Source organism: Streptomyces sp. NPDC015171, assembly GCF_043079545.1.
GTDB lineage: Bacteria > Actinomycetota > Actinomycetes > Streptomycetales > Streptomycetaceae > Streptomyces.
This window is the reverse complement of record NZ_JBIBUO010000005.1, coordinates 90547-108215: the sequence shown is the minus strand read 5'-3', so window position 1 is coordinate 108215 and position 17669 is coordinate 90547. Positions and strand designations below refer to the sequence as shown.

General features: G+C 71.2%; 18 protein-coding genes. 5 read left to right on the top strand and 13 right to left on the bottom strand.

Annotated features, from left to right (window positions below; all coding sequences use genetic code 11):
* Positions 1-72: 72 nt before the first annotated feature.
* The 5 genes from cysS to ACF073_RS15685 all read right to left on the bottom strand — a co-directional run bounded on the left by cysS (position 73) and on the right by ACF073_RS15685 (position 4059).
* Positions 73-1473 carry a cysteine--tRNA ligase gene (cysS, locus tag ACF073_RS15705; protein WP_392070203.1) on the bottom strand — a complete coding sequence of 467 codons (1401 nt, stop codon included), beginning with the start codon at positions 1471-1473 and terminating at the stop codon, positions 73-75.
* A gap of 58 nt (positions 1474-1531) precedes the next feature.
* On the bottom strand, positions 1532-1936 hold the full coding sequence (locus ACF073_RS15700) for a PPOX class F420-dependent oxidoreductase (protein ID WP_392070202.1): 405 nt from the start codon (positions 1934-1936) through the stop codon (positions 1532-1534).
* Between the two features lie 54 nt (positions 1937-1990).
* Complete coding sequence (ispF, locus tag ACF073_RS15695; protein ID WP_392070201.1) at positions 1991-2488, bottom strand: 2-C-methyl-D-erythritol 2,4-cyclodiphosphate synthase; 498 nt, start codon at positions 2486-2488, stop codon at positions 1991-1993.
* Entirely contained in the window at positions 2478-3230 is a 753-nt protein-coding gene (gene ispD / locus ACF073_RS15690; RefSeq protein WP_392070198.1) for a 2-C-methyl-D-erythritol 4-phosphate cytidylyltransferase, read from the bottom strand. The genes ispF and ispD overlap by 11 nt, the downstream gene beginning before the upstream one ends.
* Before the next feature lie 346 nt (positions 3231-3576).
* Positions 3577-4059, bottom strand: a complete 483-nt coding sequence (locus ACF073_RS15685) for a CarD family transcriptional regulator (protein ID WP_003953493.1) — start codon at positions 4057-4059, stop codon at positions 3577-3579.
* Between the two features lie 626 nt (positions 4060-4685).
* On the opposite strand from ACF073_RS15685, the gene ACF073_RS15680 reads away from it, so the two are divergent.
* Positions 4686-5378, top strand: coding sequence for a DUF461 domain-containing protein (locus ACF073_RS15680; RefSeq protein ID WP_392070196.1), 693 nt, complete (start codon positions 4686-4688; stop codon positions 5376-5378).
* Between the two features lie 84 nt (positions 5379-5462).
* Here ACF073_RS15680 and ACF073_RS15675 read toward each other — a convergent pair whose 3' ends face one another.
* Together ACF073_RS15675 and ACF073_RS15670 are read right to left on the bottom strand one after the other, a co-directional pair.
* Entirely contained in the window at positions 5463-6143 is a 681-nt protein-coding gene (locus ACF073_RS15675) for a response regulator transcription factor (protein WP_014673455.1), read from the bottom strand.
* Entirely contained in the window at positions 6140-7390 is a 1251-nt protein-coding gene (locus tag ACF073_RS15670; RefSeq protein ID WP_392070194.1) for a sensor histidine kinase, read from the bottom strand. The genes ACF073_RS15675 and ACF073_RS15670 overlap by 4 nt, the downstream gene beginning before the upstream one ends.
* 239 nt (positions 7391-7629) lie before the next feature.
* Here ACF073_RS15670 and phoU point away from each other — a divergent pair, with 239 nt between their 5' ends.
* Together phoU and ACF073_RS15660 are read left to right on the top strand one after the other, a co-directional pair.
* The gene (gene phoU, locus ACF073_RS15665) at positions 7630-8319 is read left to right on the top strand and encodes a phosphate signaling complex protein PhoU (RefSeq protein WP_392070192.1); all 690 of its coding nucleotides are present in this window, start codon (positions 7630-7632) and stop codon (positions 8317-8319) included.
* Positions 8320-8491: 172 nt separating this feature from the next.
* Positions 8492-8647, top strand: coding sequence for a hypothetical protein (locus tag ACF073_RS15660; protein WP_202515382.1), 156 nt, complete (start codon positions 8492-8494; stop codon positions 8645-8647).
* Between the two features lie 85 nt (positions 8648-8732).
* Here ACF073_RS15660 and ACF073_RS15655 read toward each other — a convergent pair whose 3' ends face one another.
* The 6 genes from ACF073_RS15655 to ACF073_RS15630 form a co-directional block, all read right to left on the bottom strand.
* Positions 8733-8885 carry a hypothetical protein gene (locus ACF073_RS15655; protein WP_392070190.1) on the bottom strand — a complete coding sequence of 51 codons (153 nt, stop codon included), beginning with the start codon at positions 8883-8885 and terminating at the stop codon, positions 8733-8735.
* A 191-nt stretch (positions 8886-9076) separates the two neighbouring features.
* Positions 9077-9787, bottom strand: coding sequence for a DUF2637 domain-containing protein (locus ACF073_RS15650; RefSeq protein WP_392070188.1), 711 nt, complete (start codon positions 9785-9787; stop codon positions 9077-9079).
* Positions 9788-9808: 21 nt separating this feature from the next.
* Positions 9809-9988 (bottom strand): hypothetical protein, encoded by a 180-nt coding sequence (locus ACF073_RS15645; RefSeq protein WP_392070186.1) that lies wholly within the window; start codon positions 9986-9988, stop codon positions 9809-9811.
* Between the two features lie 177 nt (positions 9989-10165).
* Positions 10166-11419 (bottom strand): MDR family MFS transporter, encoded by a 1254-nt coding sequence (locus tag ACF073_RS15640; protein WP_392070184.1) that lies wholly within the window; start codon positions 11417-11419, stop codon positions 10166-10168.
* Positions 11420-11496: 77 nt separating this feature from the next.
* On the bottom strand, positions 11497-13713 hold the full coding sequence (locus ACF073_RS15635; RefSeq protein ID WP_392070182.1) for a stealth family protein: 2217 nt from the start codon (positions 13711-13713) through the stop codon (positions 11497-11499).
* 13 nt (positions 13714-13726) lie between these two features.
* Positions 13727-15508: a stealth family protein gene (locus tag ACF073_RS15630; RefSeq protein ID WP_392070181.1), complete on the bottom strand. Its 1782-nt coding sequence runs from the start codon at positions 15506-15508 to the stop codon at positions 13727-13729.
* Between the two features lie 213 nt (positions 15509-15721).
* On the opposite strand from ACF073_RS15630, the gene ACF073_RS15625 reads away from it, so the two are divergent.
* Positions 15722-16483: a phosphoglyceromutase gene (locus tag ACF073_RS15625; RefSeq protein WP_392070179.1), complete on the top strand. Its 762-nt coding sequence runs from the start codon at positions 15722-15724 to the stop codon at positions 16481-16483.
* A 349-nt stretch (positions 16484-16832) separates the two neighbouring features.
* The gene (locus ACF073_RS15620; RefSeq protein WP_392070178.1) at positions 16833-17399 is read left to right on the top strand and encodes a DUF4232 domain-containing protein; all 567 of its coding nucleotides are present in this window, start codon (positions 16833-16835) and stop codon (positions 17397-17399) included.
* The last annotated feature ends 270 nt before the right edge of the window (positions 17400-17669 follow it).

Genomic DNA, 17669 nt, shown 5'->3' with positions numbered 1-17669 from the left:
TGTTCGTACGTCTATGCAGTGTGCCGCCCGGAGGGCCGGGCGGCACAATCGATCTTCGGTGACCGCCGCGGATCAGCGCGGTCCGAGGCTCCAGCGCGGACCCTGCGGGCCGTCCTCGATGGCGAGTCCGGCCTGCGCCAGCTGGTCGCGGATGGCGTCGGCGGTGGCCCAGTCCTTGCGGGCGCGAGCGGACTCGCGCTGGTCGAGGACGAGCCGGACCAGGCTGTCGACCACGCCGTTCAGGTCCTCGCCGCGGTCGCCCTCGCCGAGCCAGTGCGGGTCGAGCGGGTCGAGACCGAGGACGCCGAGCATGGCCCGCACCTCGGCGAGCCGGGCGACGGCGCCCTCCTTGTCGTCGGCGTCCAGCGCGCTGTTGCCCTGGCGGACGGTGGTGTGGACGATGGCGAGGGCCTGCGGGACGCCCAGGTCGTCGTCCATCGCCTCGGCGAAGGCGGGCGGGACCTCGGCGGCCGGGTCGACGGTCTTCCCGGCCAGCTCGGTGACCCGGTGGACGAAGCCCTCGATCCGCGCGAACGCCGACTCGGCCTCGCGCAGCGACTCCTCGCTGTACTCGATCATCGAGCGGTAGTGCGGGGTGCCGAGGTAGTAGCGCAGGACGACGGGCCGCCACTGCTTGACCATCTCGGAGACCAGCACGCTGTTGCCGAGCGACTTGGACATCTTGTCGCCCGCCATGGTGACCCAGGCGTTGTGCACCCAGTACTGGGCGAAGTCGTCGCCGTAGGCCTTGGCCTGGGCGATCTCGTTCTCGTGGTGCGGGAAGATCAGGTCGAGGCCGCCGCCGTGGATGTCGAAGGCGGAGCCCAGGTACTTGTGGGCCATCGCCGAGCACTCCAGGTGCCAGCCGGGGCGGCCGGGACCCCAGGGGGTCGGCCAGCTCGGCTCGCCCGGCTTGGCCGCCTTCCACATGGCGAAGTCGCGCTGGTCCCGCTTGCCGGTCTCGCCCTCGCCGGACGGCTGGCGCAGATTGTCCAGCTCCTGCCGGGACAGCTCCAGGTAGCCGGGGAAGGACCGCACGTCGAAGTAGACGTTGCCGTCGGCCGCGTAGGCGTGCCCGCGCTCGATGAGGCCCTGCATCATCTCGATCATCTCGGTGATGTGGCCGGTGGCGCGGGGCTCGTACGTCGGCGGGAGGCAACCGAGGGCGTCGTAGCCCTCGTTGAACGCGCGCTCGTTCGCGTACCCGATCGACCACCACGGGCGGTTCTGCTCGCGGCTCTTGGTGATGATCTTGTCGTCGATGTCGGTGACGTTGCGGATGAACGTCACGTCGTAGCCGCGGTACGCGAACCAGCGGCGCATGATGTCGAAGTTGAGGCCCGAGCGGATATGGCCGATATGCGGCGCCGCCTGCACGGTGGCACCACAGAGGTAGATCGAGACACAGCCCGGCTTGAGCGGGGTGAAGTCACGGATCTGCCGGGCGTTGGTGTCGTACAGGCGAATCGTCACCACTCCAGGGTAGTGGGCGCCGGGCCGTGCCATGCGCCCTTCCCCGGACGGAGGGCCCTCACAGCCGCCCGACGACCTTCCGTGGCCGGATCCGTACGACCACCCGCTGGGCGTCCTGCGCCGAGGCCGGGTTGAAGTCCGCGTACTTCCGGCCCGTGTACTTCCGGCTCAGCGTGTCGATGAGTTCCGGGCCGCCCTCCGTCGTCGTCTCGGCGGTGCCGCGGATCTCGGCGTACTCGTACGGCTCGTCGGGGTTCACGACGACCACCGTGACCCGGGGGTCGCGGTCCAGGTTGCGGAACTTGCGGCGGTCGACCGTGGTGGAGACGAGGAGCTCCTCGCCGTCGCGCTGCACCCAGACCGGGGACATCTGCGGGCTGCCGTCGGGCTGGACGGTGCCGAGGACGACGAACACCTTGTCGTCGAGCAGGGACTTCAGGCGGTCGGACAGAACGGCGGACATGGGTACCCTCCGGAGTCACGGGATCGCTGGCCGTGTGGGTACCCTCGCACGCCCTCAGTCCACCCGCACCACGAGTGCCGTGGCCACCGCCATCAGCCCCTCCTCGCGGCCGGGGAAGCCGAGGCCGTCGGTGGTCGCGCCGGAGACCGACACGGGGGCGCCGGCCGCCGCGGAAAGGATCTCCTCGGCCTCGTCCCGGCGCTTGCCGATCTTCGGCCGGGGGCCGACCACCTGGACGGCGACGTTGCCGACGGCGAAGCCCGCCGCGCGCACGATCCGGGCGGCCTCGGTCAGCAGGGCGACCCCGGAGGCGCCGGACCACTCCGGGCGCCCGGTGCCGAAGTGCTGCCCGAGATCACCGAGGCCGGCGGCGGAGAAAAGGGCGTTGCAGGCCGCGTGGGCGACGACGTCGGCGTCGGAGTGGCCGGCCAGACCGGCGCCCTCGCCCTCCCACTTCAGGCCCGCGCACCACAGCTCGCGGCCCTCCTCGAAGGCGTGGATGTCGGTGCCGATACCGACCCGCGGCAGCGGCCAGGGCGCCTCAGAAGCCATCGTTCAGCCTCCGCCGGGCCAGGACCGCCTCGGCGAGGACCAGGTCGAGGGGGCGGGTGACCTTGAAGGCCTCCTCGTGGCCGGGGACGGCCACGACGGTCAGCCCCAGCTGCTCCACCATGCTCGCGTCGTCGGTGACGTTCTCGGTGACGGTCTCGTGGGCGCGGACCAGGGTCGCCCGGTCGAAGCCCTGCGGGGTCTGCACGGCACGCAGCCGGGCCCGCTCGGGGGTGGCGACGACCGGCTCGGGCCCGCCGGGCTCCTGCGCGGGCCTGACCTCCTTGACGGTGTCGGCCAGCGGCAGCGCGGGCACCACCGCCGGGGCGCCGTCGCGCACGGCCTCGATGACCGCGTCGACCGTGTCGACCGGGACGAGCGGGCGGGCCGCGTCATGGACCAGGACGACGCCGTACGCCGGCGGCAGGGCGTCGAGGCCGAGCCGGACCGACTCCTGGCGGGACTCCCCGCCGGGCACGACCAGGAAGTCGGTGCGGTCGGGCAGGGCGTGCGCGTCGAGCAGGGACTTGACCTCGGCGGCGCCGTCCGGCGGGGCCACGACGATCACCAGCGAGACATGGCGGGACGCGGCGAGGGCGCGGACCGCGTGGATGAGCATGGGCGTGCCGTTCAGCGCGCGGAGCGCCTTGGGGGCGCCCGGACCGAGGCGCACGCCTCGGCCGGCGGCGGGAATCACGGCGGCGACGGGGGTCTGCGCGGGCTGAGGGCGCGATTCGTCAGACATCGGTTCCTGTCAGGTTTGTGTGCTCGACCTACGTGGGTATGGCCTGGAGGAGTGCCGGGCGCGACGCCTTGACCGGACCCTTTCCGTGACCCTGGTCGAGCCATCCGCCCGGGCCCGGCACCTCAAGTATCGGGGGCTTCCCCGAGATGTACGGCAGGTGTTTCGGCGTACCGTCCGGTGGCCGGAGCCCTCGGAGCCGGGTCGGGGTTTCCCGCACCGGGCTCTTCTCGGGTCGTTCCGGGGACGAACATGCCGCAGCGCCCGGCGACAGGATCAGTGTCATCGGGCACCGCGGCATTTCACTGGGCTGAGCGTGCCGGAAGCGAGGGTTCGCTGCCGCTGCGCGTCAGGAGGCGAGCACCTCGTCGAGCAGGGCCTCGGCCTTGTCCTCGTTGGTGTTCTCCGCGAGAGCCAGCTCGCTGACCAGGATCTGGCGGGCCTTGGCGAGCATGCGCTTCTCGCCGGCGGAGAGTCCGCGCTCGCGCTCGCGACGCCACAGGTCACGCACGACTTCCGCGACCTTGATGACATCGCCGGAGGCGAGCTTCTCCAGGTTTGCCTTGTAGCGACGGGACCAGTTCGTGGGCTCCTCGGCGTACGGCGCGCGCAGCACCTCGAAGACCCGGTCGAGCCCGTCCTGACCGACCACATCACGCACGCCGACGAACTCCGCATTGTCCGCTGGCACACGTACCGTCAGGTCACCCTGGGCGACCTTCAGCACCAAGTAGGTCTTGTCCACGCCTTTGATCTGGCGAGTTTCGATGGCCTCGATCAGCGCGGCCCCGTGATGGGGATAGACCACGGTGTCGCCAACCTTGAACGTCATGTGACAGGTACCCCTTCCGTGGCTATCCAGAGTAACACGGATACGGCGTCTTCTGAATGGCGTTTTCGCAGGTCAGGGCATATCTCGGGGCTTGACAACAGCAACCGGAACGTGCTGCGAGGCGCCCGCGCGAGCGGGTATTCGCAGGTCGGAGGGGCTCTCCGGGCGAGGCGAAACGCGTACGCTACACCCCCCGCGAGCCCGCTCCAAGTGGTGTAACGTCCCGATTTGTCTGGTGCCAAGCGTACGACTTCCGCTACTCCGTTCGGTGACCCGAGGTGGATGTGAGACGAATCCGGAATTGATCAACAGCGGCCGGACGGGTGCTCCGTGATCAATATCGGGGAGGGTCGCGCATTCCTTCACGGAAAATTTGCGAGGGGCGTTCAGAGGGGGCCGAGAGGGCGGCACCACCGTGTTATGTGAATGACAGACGAGCTGCTCCGCAATGTGACCGCCGAGTCACTTGTGCCCCGCGGGGTACCCCCACCTGGAGGGAAGCCCGGCGCTTGGGGGAGGGTCGGGTGTGATGGCGTGGGAACGGCTCGGTAACCTAAGGCCGCTGACAGACACTTAGGGCGGCTTTATCAGGGAGCCGCCCGTGCGTTCAAGGAGTTGCCGCCGCCGTGAGCAGCAGCCTTCGACGCGGCGCCCTCGCCGCCTCCGCCATCGTCTTCTCGATCGCCTCGCTCGCCGCCTGTGGCGCCGGCAACAACTCGCAGACCCTGGAGATCAAGCCGGACAACGCGGCGACCAGCGTCGGCACCATCAAGATCCAGAACGTCGTGGTGATCACCCAGCCCGACCTGGAGTCCACGGGCCCCGCGGCGATCTCCGCGACCCTGTTCAACTCGGGCCGCACCGACGAGACCCTCCAGTCGGTCACCGTCGGGAGCTCCGGCACGTCGGCCCGGCTGACGCCCGCCAAGGGCAAGAAGCTGACCGTCCCGGCCGGCGGCTCGCTGGTCATCGGCGGCAAGGACAACGCCTCCGCGGTGCTGGCCAGCGGCCGCGAGGCCGTCCAGGACGGCAACGTCCAGAAGGTCACCTTCACCCTCAGCAAGACCGGCGAGGTGAACCTGAGCGCCTTCGTGGTCCCGGCGACCAGCTACTTCGGCAAGTGGGGCCCGTCGCAGATCCCGTCCGCCTCGGCGTCGGCCTCGTCGTCCGCCTCGGCGTCCGCCGGCGGCGCCCCGGGGGCGAGCGCCTCCAGCAGCGGCAAGCCCGGCAAGAGCGGCGAGCCGAACCCGTCCGGCTCCGCCTCCGAGTCCGGCGCCACCCCGAGCGACTCGGCCTCGCAGTCGGCCGCCGGCCACTGACCGACGCCACGCACGAGGGCGGCACCCCGCACGGGGTGCCGCCCTTCGTCGTACGCGCCGGCCGCGTCCTCGTACGCCCGCGGTCTACGGCTCGAACTTGTAGCCGAGACCGCGCACCGTCACCAGGTAGCGCGGGGCGCCCGGGTCGGGCTCGATCTTGGCGCGCAGGCGCTTGACGTGGACGTCCAGCGTCTTGGTGTCGCCCACGTAGTCGGCGCCCCAGACCCGGTCGATCAGCTGCATACGGGTGAGCACGCGGCCCGCGTTGCGCAGCAGCATCTCCAGGAGGTCGAACTCCTTCAGCGGCAGGTCGACCTTGGAGCCGCCGACGGTCACCACGTGCCGGTCGACGTCCATGCGGACCGGGCCGGCCTCCAGCGCGGCCGGGGTGACCTCCTCCGGCTCGCCGCGGCGGCGCAGGACGGCCCGGATACGGGCGACCAGCTCACGGGAGGAGAAGGGCTTGGTGACGTAGTCATCGGCTCCTATTTCGAGACCGACGACCTTGTCGATCTCACTGTCCTTCGCGGTCACCATGATCACGGGGACGTTGGAACGGCCGCGCAGCTGACGGCAGACCTCCGTGCCGGGCAGACCCGGCAGCATCAGGTCGAGGAGGACCAGGTCGGCGCCGTTGCGCTCGAACTCGTCCAGTCCGTCGGGACCGGTCGCCGCGACGGCGACCTCGAAGCCCTCCTTGCGAAGCATGTACGACAGGGCGTCGGAGAAGGACTCCTCGTCCTCGACGACGAGCACTCGGGTCACGGAAGGACCTCCGGGGCGGGAAGCGGTTCGTACGGGGATGAGTCGGTGACCCCTGCCTCGTCCTCGAGGTCGGGGTGCTGGTGTGCGCGGTCGCGGGCCGCGCCCGCCTCCGGCAGCCTGAGGGTGAAAGTGGAGCCCTGGCCTTCGGCGCTCCAGACCGTGACCTCCCCGCCGTGCGAGGCGACCACGTGCTTGACGATGGCGAGACCCAGACCGGTGCCGCCGGTGGCCCGCGAGCGAGCGGGGTCGACCCGGTAGAAGCGCTCGAAGATGCGCTCCTTGTCCCGGTCCGAGATGCCGATGCCCTGGTCGGTCACGGCGAGTTCGATCATGTCGCCGCCGGGCGCGGAGACCCGGCGGGCGGCTATGCCCACCCGGGTGCGGGCCGGGGAGTAGTTGACGGCGTTCTCGACCAGGTTGCCGAGGGCGGCGGCCAGCTGCCCCCGGTTGCCCCAGACGTGCAGGTCGGCCGTGCCGCCGGCGGCCATCGTGATCTGTTTCGTGCCCGCCTGGTGCCGGCAGCGGTCGATGGCCTCGGCGACCAGCTCGTCCACGCGGACGGGCTCGGCGTCCTCCAGCGGGTCGTCGTTCTGCACCCGGGAGAGGTCGATCAGCTCCTGGACCAGGTTGGTCAGGCGGGTCGCCTCGATCTGCATGCGGCCGGCGAAGCGCTGGACGGCCTCGGGGTCGTCCGAGGCGTCCATGACGGCCTCGGAGAGGAGGGACAGCGCGCCGACGGGCGTCTTCAGCTCATGGCTGACGTTCGCCACGAAGTCGCGTCGCACCGCCTCGATCCTGCGGGCCTCTGTCAGATCCTCGACCAGCAGCAGGACCAGGCGGGAGCCGAGCGGGGCGACGCGGGCGGAGACGGCGAGCGCCTCGCCGCGTCCGGTGCCGCGCCGGGGGAGATCCAGTTCGACCTGGCGTATCTCCCCGTCCCGCCGGGTGTCCCGGGCCATCTGGAGCATCGGCTCGATGGAGAGCTTGCCCCCGCGCACCAGCCCGAGGGCGTAGGCGGCGGAGCTTGCCTTGACGACGGCGTCGGCCTCGTCGAGGACGACGGCGGAGGAGCGCAGCACCGAGAGCACGGTGTCCACGCCGGGCGGGAGTACGGGGTCAGTGTGCAAGGAAGTCCTGGTCGGTCTCTTCTGGTCGCGTTCGCTCCAGCGGAACGCCAGCATGGCGATGACACCGGTGAGCACCCCGGCGATCGCTGCCGCTGCGGCGACCGCCGCGTTCACGTCCATGCTTCCAGGTTAGGCATGCCGTACGACATGCCCACAGCCGTGGAGGTGCGACCTCGAACACTCGTCGCCCAGAGTTCACCTAGGAGCCAGTATTGGTTCATTTAGGGGGGCGGAAACAGACGCGTACGGGGCACAGCGTGGAAGCGTGGGGTTCGTACCGCCGGTTTTCGCCACGGGACGCGCGCGTGAAGTGACGGCCCCTGAACCCCCCGAACCACGACGCACGAGAGGGAACCCTGATGCGGGACGCGTACCACGAGGAACTTGACTCGATCGGCGACGGGCTGGTGGAGATGGCCCGGCTGGCCGGATCGGCGATCGGACGCGCCACGACCGCCATCCTCGACGCCGATCTGAAGCTGGCCGAGAGCGTGATCGAGGCCGACCAGAAGGTCGATGAGCTCCAGCACGACCTGGAGGCCCGGGCGATAGCACTGCTGGCCCGGCAGCAGCCGGTGGCGACGGATCTGCGGATAGTCGTCACCTCGCTGCGGATGTCCGCCGACCTGGAGCGCTCCGGCGACCTCGCCCAGCACGTGGCGAAGCTGGCCCGGCTGCGCTTCCCCGCGCGCGCGGTCCCGCAGGACCTGCACGCCACCATCCTGGAGATGGGTCAGCTCGCGCAGCGCCTGATGGCGAAGGCGGCCGAGGTGATCGTGACGAAGGACGTCGACCTGGCCCTCCAGCTGGAGCAGGACGACGACGAGATGGACCTGCTGCACCGCACCCTCTTCCAGCACCTGATCGACGACCGCTGGAAGCACGGCATCGAGACGGCCGTGGACGTCACCCTGCTGGGCCGCTACTACGAGCGGTACGCCGACCACGCCGTGGCCGTCGCCAAGCGCGTGGTCTACCTGGTCACCGGCGAGCACGCGGACGAGCTGCAGTCCGACATCCAGCCGGTGAAGGGCGTCGAGGGCGCGTGACCCCGCCGGGGGAGCCGGAGCCGCCCGGGCCCGGAGCTGCCGGGGCCGGGCCTCCGCCGTGCGGCCCGGCGCCCCCGGTCGGGACAGGCGCCTCCGTGCGCCGTTGATGCGCCCGGCGGAATGGGCATGAAATGGCCGAGGGCATCCCTGCCCCGAGGTCTAGGAGGGACCCATGGCCGAATCCCCCGGCACCACGCCCGACCCGACGCAGGAGCGCGAGACCGAACAGCCCGCCGAGATCAGGAGCCTGCCGCTGTTCGGCGCGTGCGGCTGCGGCTCGGGCTGCGGCTGCGGATGCCAGTCGGGCAACCCCTGCCAGTGCGGCTGAACGACACCCCGGGGCCGGTGCGACTGGTTCGCACCGGCCCTTCGCCGTACCGGCGGGGCAAAGGGGCCTACCGGGTCGGGCCCGGTCAGCCCCGGTCGTGCGTGGCGGCCGTCTCGGTCACCGAGCCGAGGAGCGGGCGGAGCCTGCCGGTCAGGGACCCGTGGTCGGCGGCGCGGCCGTCCGACCACTGGGCCAGGCCGACCACCAGCAGCCTGCCGGTACCGGCGAAGGACCGCACGAGCCCGCTGTCCGCAGGCAGCGCGCGCAGACCGGACCCGGCCGAGCCCGGCTGCCACCAGAAGGCGCCTACGCCGCCGTGGCCGCCGCGTGGCCGTGGCCGCCGCGCGCTCGGCGGCGCTGGGTTCGTGGATCGTCGCGTTCTTCTCGGACTCCGTGCCCTTCGGCGGCGACCGGTCGCCGCCGGGGCGCTCACTTCCTCGAATCCGGTGTTTCCGGATGGGTGGCGTGCCGGGCCCGGCTCTTCGTCGGGAGCTGACCGACGAGTTCCCAGAAGCACACGAGCGCGGTGACCGGTGGAATTCCGAAGATCACTAAGGAGAGCAGCTCACGGGAGGAGTGGCTGACGCACAGCGCCACGGCCATCGCGGAGGCGGCCAGCACAATGCCCCAGGAACGCCGTGCGCTGCGGCGTTGTGCGGTGGCCCGCAGAACGGAAAGCGCGGCGACGAACCACGGCCCGTACACCGTCAGCGGCCAGTAGCGCGCCAGTTCCGGCGGGAGTACCACGCAGGCGATGACACGCAGTTGGCTGTACGAATAGCAGACCGACCAGCCGAGCATGCACACCGCGCACAGCGAGACCGTCGCGATCAGCAGGGTGATGTGCGTGACGCGCCGGCCGCCGTCGAGGAGGTGGGATTCCTGGCGGAGCCGCCGGCGCCCGCCCCGGCGCGGGGCGGGCACGGACAGCGGGGTGGCGGGGGCGGAGTGTCCGCCGGTCGGCGTGGACAGTATCTGGGCCAGTTCCTCGACCGGGTCCCAGTCGGGCGGCGCCAGGTCCGGCTCCGGGACGGTCCAGGTGTGCTCGTAGACACCCGCGTCGTAGAGACCCGGTTCGTAGAGACCCGGCTCGTAGAGACCGGTTTCGTAGAGACCCGTGTCGTGCTGAATCCTGTCCATCGATAAACCTCCGCCCCCGCCTCAGGATGCTCCGTACAGAACCGCCAACGCCCGCCAGTATTCATTTTCCATGGCGTTGATTCTCTTCAGGAAATCATCGAGCAGATCCGAGCATGACATGCTTTCCACATCGCCGTACCGGCGTAGGGTCGTCGTCGGATTATCTTCGGCTGCGCGCCAGTCCAATCGCGTCACGGTCACCTAACGACCGCCACCCGGTGTGAGATTTGGAGCATTCGAGGGATGCGCGTCACCCGAACGGGGCGTTCACGGGTCGGGCCGGGGCCCGTGTGATGAAACCGTGAATATGCAGGCAATTACATTCCGCGAATACTGGAATTAAATGGTCGACGGATTTGCCCGCGGCCCGTGCGCCGGTCAGGCCGTACGCACTTCGGTCCCGGCGTCGGCCTTCGGGGCGGCCACGGCCTGGGTCTCCCTCGGCAGCCCCCGCATCAGCAGGGCGTACCCGAGCCCGGCCGCCGTCCCCACCACCGCGCACATCCCCCACAACCACTGAGCGCCCCACCGGTCGATGACCGCGCCCGACATCAGCGGGGCGACCAGGGCGGCGACGGACCAGGACAGCGTGTACACACCCTGGTAGCGCCCGCGGCCGTGGACCGGGGAGAGCCGCACGACGAGGCCCGTCTGGGTCGGGGCGTTGACGATCTCGGCGAGGGTCCACACGCACACGGTGAGCATGAAGACGCCGACCGACCCGGCGAAGGCGGTGAGCCCGAAGCCGTACCCGGCGAGCAGCGAGGAGATGACGAGCAGCCTGCGCGGGTCGCGGTGTTCGATGAACCGGGTGACGGGGATCTGCAGGGCGACGATCAGGACGCCGTTGAAGGCGATGGCCAGGCCGTAGTCGGCGGGCGTGTACCCGGCCCGGCCCATGGCCACCGGCAGTCCGACCGCGCCCTGCTGGAAGATCAGGGCGACCAGGAAGGACAGCCCGACGACGGCCATGTACCGCCCGTCCCGCAGCACGGTGCGGAGGCTGACCTCCGCCTCCGCCTGCCGGGCGCCGGGGGCCGGCCGGGACTCGGGCACCTTGGCGAAGACGACGACCGCGCAGGCCAGGGTCATGCCCGCCTCGATCAGGAACCCGGCGAGATAGCTGAACTCGGCGATGAACCCGGCGGCCATGGAGGAGACGGCGAAGCCGAGGTTGATGGCCCAGTAGTTCAGGGAGAAGGCGCGCACCCGGTCCTCGGGGCGGACGATGTCGGCCATCATCGCCTGGACGGCCGGCCGGGAGGCGTTGGAGGCCATGCCGACCAGGAAGGCGACGGCGGCGATGGCGGCCGGGTCGGTCATGAAGCCGAGCAGGGCGACGGAGGCGGCGGTGGCGGTCTGGGCGATCAGCAGGGTGGGCCGCCTGCCGAGCCGGTCGGCCATCACCCCGCCGCCCAGCGAGGAGACGACCCCGCCGAGGCCGTGCAGGGAGGCGACGAGACCGGCGTACGAGGCCGAGTAGCCGCGGTCGAGCGTGAGGTAGAGGGCCATGAACGTGGCCACGAATGCGCCGAGCCGGTTGACGAGCGTGCTGGTCCACAGCCACCAGAACTCGCGGGGGAGCCCGGAGACGGAATCCCGGGCGGCACGTCTCAGACGGGCTGATGGCATCGAGGATCCCCCACGGCGGTAAGCAGCTAATCCAGCGAGCACACGTTACAAACGGTGATCTCCGCGCCGCCACCCAATTAGCAGGAGGCGTCAATCGGACCGCGGTGCGCGCGGCGCCGGGGCGTCCGGCGCGGTGCCGCCGGGCACTCGGCGGCCCGTGCGGTCCGCTCGAAGCGGCTCTGGAACGGGTACTTCCGCTCCAGGAAGGCGCGGATCGCCCGCTGTGCCACCGCCCGGTCCGCCGGGTCGGTGTCCACGTCGTTGAGGCAGAAGAAGTCCACGTCCTCGCCGGCCGCGAGCCGGGCCAGCCGCCGCCGCATGTCCGGGGTGCCCAGCTGCACGTACCGGAAGCGGTAGTCGGCCGGCACGCCCCGGCCCGTCGCGATCGCCCAGTGGTGGTGGAGCGTGGACGCCGGGGCGACATCGGCGGTGGACCGGAAACGCGAGTACGCCGTCCGCTCCAGCTCCTCGATGCCCTGGTCCTCCATCTCGCGCATGACGGACAGCAGTTGGGGGTGCGGGGTGTGCAGCGACTTGTGGGTGGCGTATCTGCCGTGGAAGCGCCGGATCACCTCGCGGGCGTTCTTCCCGGCGGAGTTCGGCGCCGGCTCCAGCGGGTGCGGGGCGCCGGCCCCGAGCTTGAGCGGGGACAGCGGGATGCGCGCGATGCCGTTGCCGTGGAAGAAGTGCTCGGCGCGCACCGGGCGGTTGATGAAGACGTCGTCGTTGAAGTACAGGTAGTGCTCGGACAGGCCCGGTATGTGGTGCAGCCGGCTCTCGATCGCGTGCGAGTTGAAGACGGGCAGCGCGTCGGCCGGGAGGATCTCCCGGTGGTCGACCACGGTCAGGCCCGCGGTGTCCGGGTCGAGCCAGGCCGGGATCTGGGAGTCGGTCACGAGGTAGACGTGCCGGACGAACCCGGCGTACATCTCCAGCGACCGCAGCGCGTACTTCAGTTCGTCATGGCTGGTGTAGCGGGAGGCACCGGTCTCCCGGGGCGCGATGACGTCGTCGGTGAGCGCCTGATGGGCACGGCGCTTCACGGCCATCGCCGGGTCGTCCCCGTCGACCCAGGTGTACACGACGTCGACGGGGAAGCAGACCTGGTCGATACCGGGTTCGGCGAACGCGGCGAAGGTCGGCACGGCACGCCGGCGCGGGGTGGGCGGCGTCGGCGCGGGCGGCGCCGGCCGGGGGCTGGTTCCCGTCTGCACCGGGGATCCGGTCACTGTCACCGGGTGCGGCCCTTGCGGAGCCATGGCCCGCGGCTCCTGCCGGGTCACCGGCAGCGCCTGCTCTGCCGGCGCGTGCGGCTGAGGCTGCGGCTGCGGCTGCCACACAGCCCGCGCCCGCTCCCCCGGCACCTGCGGCTGAGGCACTGCCTGTGGCTGCTGCTCCCCCGTCACCTGTTGCTGGGGCTGCTGCTCCCCCGGCACCTGTCGCTGCTGCGGCTGCTGCTTTCCCGGGCTCGGCCGGGCGGGTACCGCCTGCGGCCGGTGGTCCGGCACGCCGTCCGGCTGCCGGGCCGCCGCCACCATCGCCGGCTGCCACGCCGTGGCCGGCAGCACCTCGGCGACGGCGTTGCGGCGCGGGGCGACCAGCGCGGGGCCGAAGTCGTCCTGCAGCCGGGTGCCGGGCACGGTGAGATGCCCCGGGTCCGCGCCCAGCTCACGGCCGTAGCGCCAGAACTCGATCTCGCAGCCCGTCTCCAGGCCGCCGAGCACCTGCCCGCCGGGCCCGAGGCGCAGCTCGCCCGTCCGCAGCACCGGCGCCCGGCGCAGTGCCCGCGGCAGCCTTCCGTCGGCCCACAGCACAGCCCGGCTGACGGATCCGTCCGCGCCCACCGCGCCGACGTACCCGGCGCTGCGGGCGAAGTGCCGCCGGGCCCGGGCGAGCACCGCGCCACGGTTCGACTCCTCCACCCCGACCACCGGCCGCGGCACCCCGGGCCCCTCTTCGGCGGGGACCAGGAAGTACGGGACCCCGGCCGCCTCCAGCAGGGCGCACACCTGCTCCAGGTCGGCGGCGGCGGCCTCGGCCGCGGTGTATCCGGTGACCGTGCGCCCGTACAACCGCGCCGGCCCGCAGGTCACGCGGCGCAGCCCCGGCACGGCGGTACGCAGCCGGCGGCGGGCCGGGGCCGCGCGCAGCGCCCAGAGCCGGGCCGCCAGCCACAGCCCCAGCCGCACCAGCAGGTCCCGGGCGGCCCGCAGGCCCGGCGGCGGCGATGCCAGAAGGCGACGGATGCGGCGGATGCGGCGGATCTGGCGTACGCGGCGGATCTCGATGGCCATGCTCCGCCGCCCGTCAGCTCTGCAGCTCGGCGGAGCCGAAGAGGTCGAAGGGGCCGGCGGGACGCTCGGCACCGGCGGGGCCGGAAGCACCGGCGGACGGCTCGGGCTTCTCGAAGGGGCTCGGGAAGGGGAAGTAGTCCTCCAGGAACTCGTGCATCCGGACGCTCACCTGCTCCCGCTCCTCCGGCGGCACGTCGACGTCGTTGAGGCAGAAGAAGTCGAAGCGGCGGTTGCGGCGCAGGTCGGCCAGGCGGCGCGCGGCGTCCGGCCGGCTGATGTTCACGTACCGGAAGCTGAACTTGCCGGGCACGCCGCGGCCGGTCATCAGCGCGTACTGGTACAGCAGCGGCGCGGTCATGGCGATGTCCTCGGGCGAGCGGAAGCGGGACGCGGTGGTGCGCCGGATGTCCTCCGGGAACAGCTCCTCCAGCGCCCGCAGCGCCCCGCGCTGCTGCGGCAGCGGGGTGTGCATGAAGTTGTTCGTCGTCATCCGCCCGAACTTCTCCAGCAGCAGCCGGCGTACGTTCTTGCTGGCGGAGTTGGTCGCGGTCTCCTCGGCGTGCGGCTTGCCGACGCCGATCTTGAGCGGGGACACCGGGATCTTCATCAGGCCGCTGCCGAAGAAGAAGTGCTCCGCGGTGACCCGGCGGCCGACGAAGACGTCGTCGTTGAAGTACAGGTAGTGCTCGGACAGGCCCGGGATGTGGTGCAGCCGGGTCTCGATCGCGTGCGAGTTGAAGACGGGAAGCACGTCCTCCGGGAAGATGTCGCGGTGGTCGACGACCGTGATCCCCGGGACGCTGTCGTCCAGCCAGTGCGGCTTCTGGCCGTCGGTCACGATGTAGATGTGCCGGACGAAGTCGGCGTACATCGCGAGCGAGCGCAGCGAGTACTTCAGCTCGTCGTGGCTGGTGTAGCGGGAGGCGTTGGTCTCCTTGTCCAGGATCTCGGCGATGCCGCGGTCCTGGTGGCGGGCCCGCTTGGCCCGCATCGCCGGCTCCTCGCCGTCCACCCAGGTGTAGACGATGTCGACGGGGAAGGTCACCTGGTGCACGGTCGGCAGGGTGAGCGGGACGAAGCTCGGCAGCTCCCGGTCGCCGACCCGCACGGTGGCCGGCCGCTGCTCGCTCGCCGGCAGCACGTCCGTGATCCCGTTGTTGCGGGGGGTGACGAGGGACTCGGCGAAGATGTCGGCCGAGGCCTGCGGCTGCACCTTGGCGAGGCGCCGCGGGCCGTCGGCGGAGGCGAGGAGTTCCCCGCCGTCCTCCCAGAACTCCACGTCACAGGCGAGTTCCGGGCCGGCGAGCAGCTGGCCGGCGGGGCCGAGGTGGTTCTCGCCGACGCGCAGCACGGTGGCCGTGCGCAGCGCGGCGGGCAGGGCGCCGTCCAGGAACATGGCGAGGTGCTTTAGCTGGCCGCCGGGCAGGGGGCGGCCGATGAACACGGCCGTACCCGCGTTGCGGGCCTCCAGCGCGGCGAGGAACCGCTCGCGGTCGGCGGCGTGCACCCCCACGGTGTGGCGGGTGCGGGCGGCCGGCACCAGGAAGTAGGGGATGCCCTCCTGCTCCAGCGCGGCGACGACGAGGTCGAGATTGGCGGCGGCCGCCTCGGCCGCGCTGAACCGGTCCACGACCCGGCCGTAGAGCTGCTGGCCGCGCACCGCCACCGGGCGCAGCACCGGATCCGTGACCGCCGCCTTGCGGCGCCGCCGCATGGTGCGCAGCTGCCAGACCCGCTCGGCGGCCTTCCGCTCGACCCGCGGACGCATCCGCCGCGCAAAGGAACGCACGGTCACGTTCTGAACCCCTCTTCCCCGACGCCTCAACTTTCCTGGCGATAACCAGACAGATGGGCGTGGCGAAGGGTTGTAGAAGAGTTAACCGGAATTTGGCTCGCGGGAGACCTGCCTCTGGGCCGGCTCCTGTCCGCCTCTTGATCCGGAGTGGTAGGTCCGTGCCGGTTCCCGTGCGCGGCGCGGCCCCCAGATCCCTTAGGTAGGCTCAGGACCATGGCCGACGCACCGTACAAGCTGATCCTCCTCCGCCACGGCGAGAGCGAGTGGAACGCGAAGAACCTGTTCACCGGCTGGGTGGACGTCAACCTGAACGAGAAGGGCGAGAAGGAGGCAGTCCGCGGTGGCGAGCTCCTGAAGGACGCCGACCTTCTCCCCGACGTGGTCCACACGTCCCTCCAGAAGCGCGCGATCCGCACCGCGCAGCTCGCGCTGGAGGCCGCTGACCGCCACTGGATCCCGGTCCACCGCAGCTGGCGCCTGAACGAGCGCCACTACGGCGCCCTCCAGGGCAAGGACAAGGCGGCGACGCTCGCCGAGTTCGGCGAGGAGCAGTTCATGCTCTGGCGCCGCTCGTACGACACCCCGCCGCCGCCGCTCGCCGACGACTCGGAGTTCTCGCAGTTCGACGACGCGCGCTACGCGACCCTCCCGCCGGAGCTGCGTCCGCGCACGGAGTGCCTGAAGGACGTCGTCGTGCGCATGCTCCCGTACTGGTACGACGACATCGTCCCCGACCTGCTGACCGGCCGCACGGTCCTGGTCGCGGCCCACGGCAACAGCCTGCGCGCCCTGGTCAAGCACCTGGACGGCATCTCGGACGCCGACATCGCCGGCCTGAACATCCCGACGGGCATCCCGCTCTACTACGAGCTGGACGCCGACTTCAAGCCGGTCACCCCCGGCGGCAAGTACCTCGACCCGGAGGCCGCGGCGGCGGCGATCGAGGCGGTCAAGAACCAGGGCAAGAAGAAGTAGGCATTGTGATCATGCCTCCCACCTGCGCAGACGGCGCGGGCGGGAGGCATTTTCGTGCCCTGGAACTGCCTGGGACCTGCCTGGGACCTGCCTGGGACCTGCCTGGGACCTGCCTGGGACCTGCCTGGAACCTCAGGCCGAGTGATGGCGAGCTGTCGGTACTTCTGTCTCCCCTGACGGCCATCCGCACGGGTGCGGCCTGTCGTCACCGTTCCGTCACAAGTGGTCGCCGCACGGAACCCTGCCGCTCTCCCGCCCTGTCTGCACTCACGGACCACGACCACGCGTACCGCGGGGCGACAACCGACGACCGAGACCCGCGGACGAGACGACTCAGGGGGACGACAGCATGCGTCACACCAACGGCATTCGCAGAGCGGCTCTGGCGACGACGGCGGTCACGGCCGTCGCGGCGGCGGTGACCGGCATCCTGCCCGGCACCGCCATGGCGGCGACCACCACCTCCACCCCGCCGCCCGCCTGCGCGGCCTCCGCCCTCCAGGTCAGCGCCTGGCAGGCCGTCCACCGGCCCGTCGGGACCGGGACCGGGGCGGCGGTCGTGCAGTTCACCAACGTCTCCCGGAAGACGTGCGTCCTGAAGGGCCATCCGACGGTCGCGGGTGCCGGCAACGGCTCCCCCGCCCACAGCACCCCGCTCAAGGTCACGCCCACCGGCAAGGCGGCCACCGTGACGGTCCGGCCGCACGGCAAGGCGTGGCTGAAGCTGACCTTCGTGCAGGTCCAGGGGGAGGCCGACGGCTACTGCGTGTCGGGCAAGGACCCGGTGACGTTTCCGACGATGGTCATCGGGCTGCCGCACTCCGGGAAGCACCAGGTCGCCCTGAACGACGGGGTGTGGGCCGAGTGCGACAACAAGGTGACCGTCACCCCGGTCTCGACGGTCAAGCCTTCCTGACCCCCCGGTCCCCGCAAATCGAGCAGCCACAAACTCGCGTCCGTCGAAGTCCGATGGCAAACGGTCAAGATCCAGTGGCAGGGGACAGGGGGTAACCGTCACGGCCCCGGTGAGGGGGGTGTGACGGGCCTCTGTCCGGGAGCGTCACACCTGTGCCTGCCCAAGGGTTCGGGCGTGACGCGGCCGTCACACCGTTACGGTGTGACGGCCGCCGTCAGGGCTTCTGCCGGAGGCTGACGCGCAGACCGGGGCCGGGACCTGTCTGGAACC

Bases quoted from the DNA above. Each gene is read 5' to 3' on its own strand.
- ACF073_RS15660 (WP_202515382.1), top strand. From the start codon at position 8,492: ATGGCCGAATCCCCCGGCACCACGCCCGACCCGACGCAGGAGCGCGAG.
- ACF073_RS15670 (WP_392070194.1), bottom strand. From the start codon at position 7,390: ATGGACGTGAACGCGGCGGTCGCCGCAGCGGCAGCGATCGCCGGGGTG.
- ACF073_RS15685 (WP_003953493.1), bottom strand. From the start codon at position 4,059: ATGACGTTCAAGGTTGGCGACACCGTGGTCTATCCCCATCACGGGGCC.
- ACF073_RS15625 (WP_392070179.1), top strand. From the start codon at position 15,722: ATGGCCGACGCACCGTACAAGCTGATCCTCCTCCGCCACGGCGAGAGC.
- ACF073_RS15620 (WP_392070178.1), top strand. From the start codon at position 16,833: ATGCGTCACACCAACGGCATTCGCAGAGCGGCTCTGGCGACGACGGCG.
- ACF073_RS15635 (WP_392070182.1), bottom strand. From the start codon at position 13,713: ATGGCCATCGAGATCCGCCGCGTACGCCAGATCCGCCGCATCCGCCGC.
- ACF073_RS15640 (WP_392070184.1), bottom strand. From the start codon at position 11,419: ATGCCATCAGCCCGTCTGAGACGTGCCGCCCGGGATTCCGTCTCCGGG.
- phoU (WP_392070192.1), top strand. From the start codon at position 7,630: ATGCGGGACGCGTACCACGAGGAACTTGACTCGATCGGCGACGGGCTG.
- ispD (WP_392070198.1), bottom strand. From the start codon at position 3,230: ATGTCTGACGAATCGCGCCCTCAGCCCGCGCAGACCCCCGTCGCCGCC.
- ACF073_RS15650 (WP_392070188.1), bottom strand. From the start codon at position 9,787: ATGGACAGGATTCAGCACGACACGGGTCTCTACGAAACCGGTCTCTAC.
- ACF073_RS15700 (WP_392070202.1), bottom strand. From the start codon at position 1,936: ATGTCCGCCGTTCTGTCCGACCGCCTGAAGTCCCTGCTCGACGACAAG.
- ispF (WP_392070201.1), bottom strand. From the start codon at position 2,488: ATGGCTTCTGAGGCGCCCTGGCCGCTGCCGCGGGTCGGTATCGGCACC.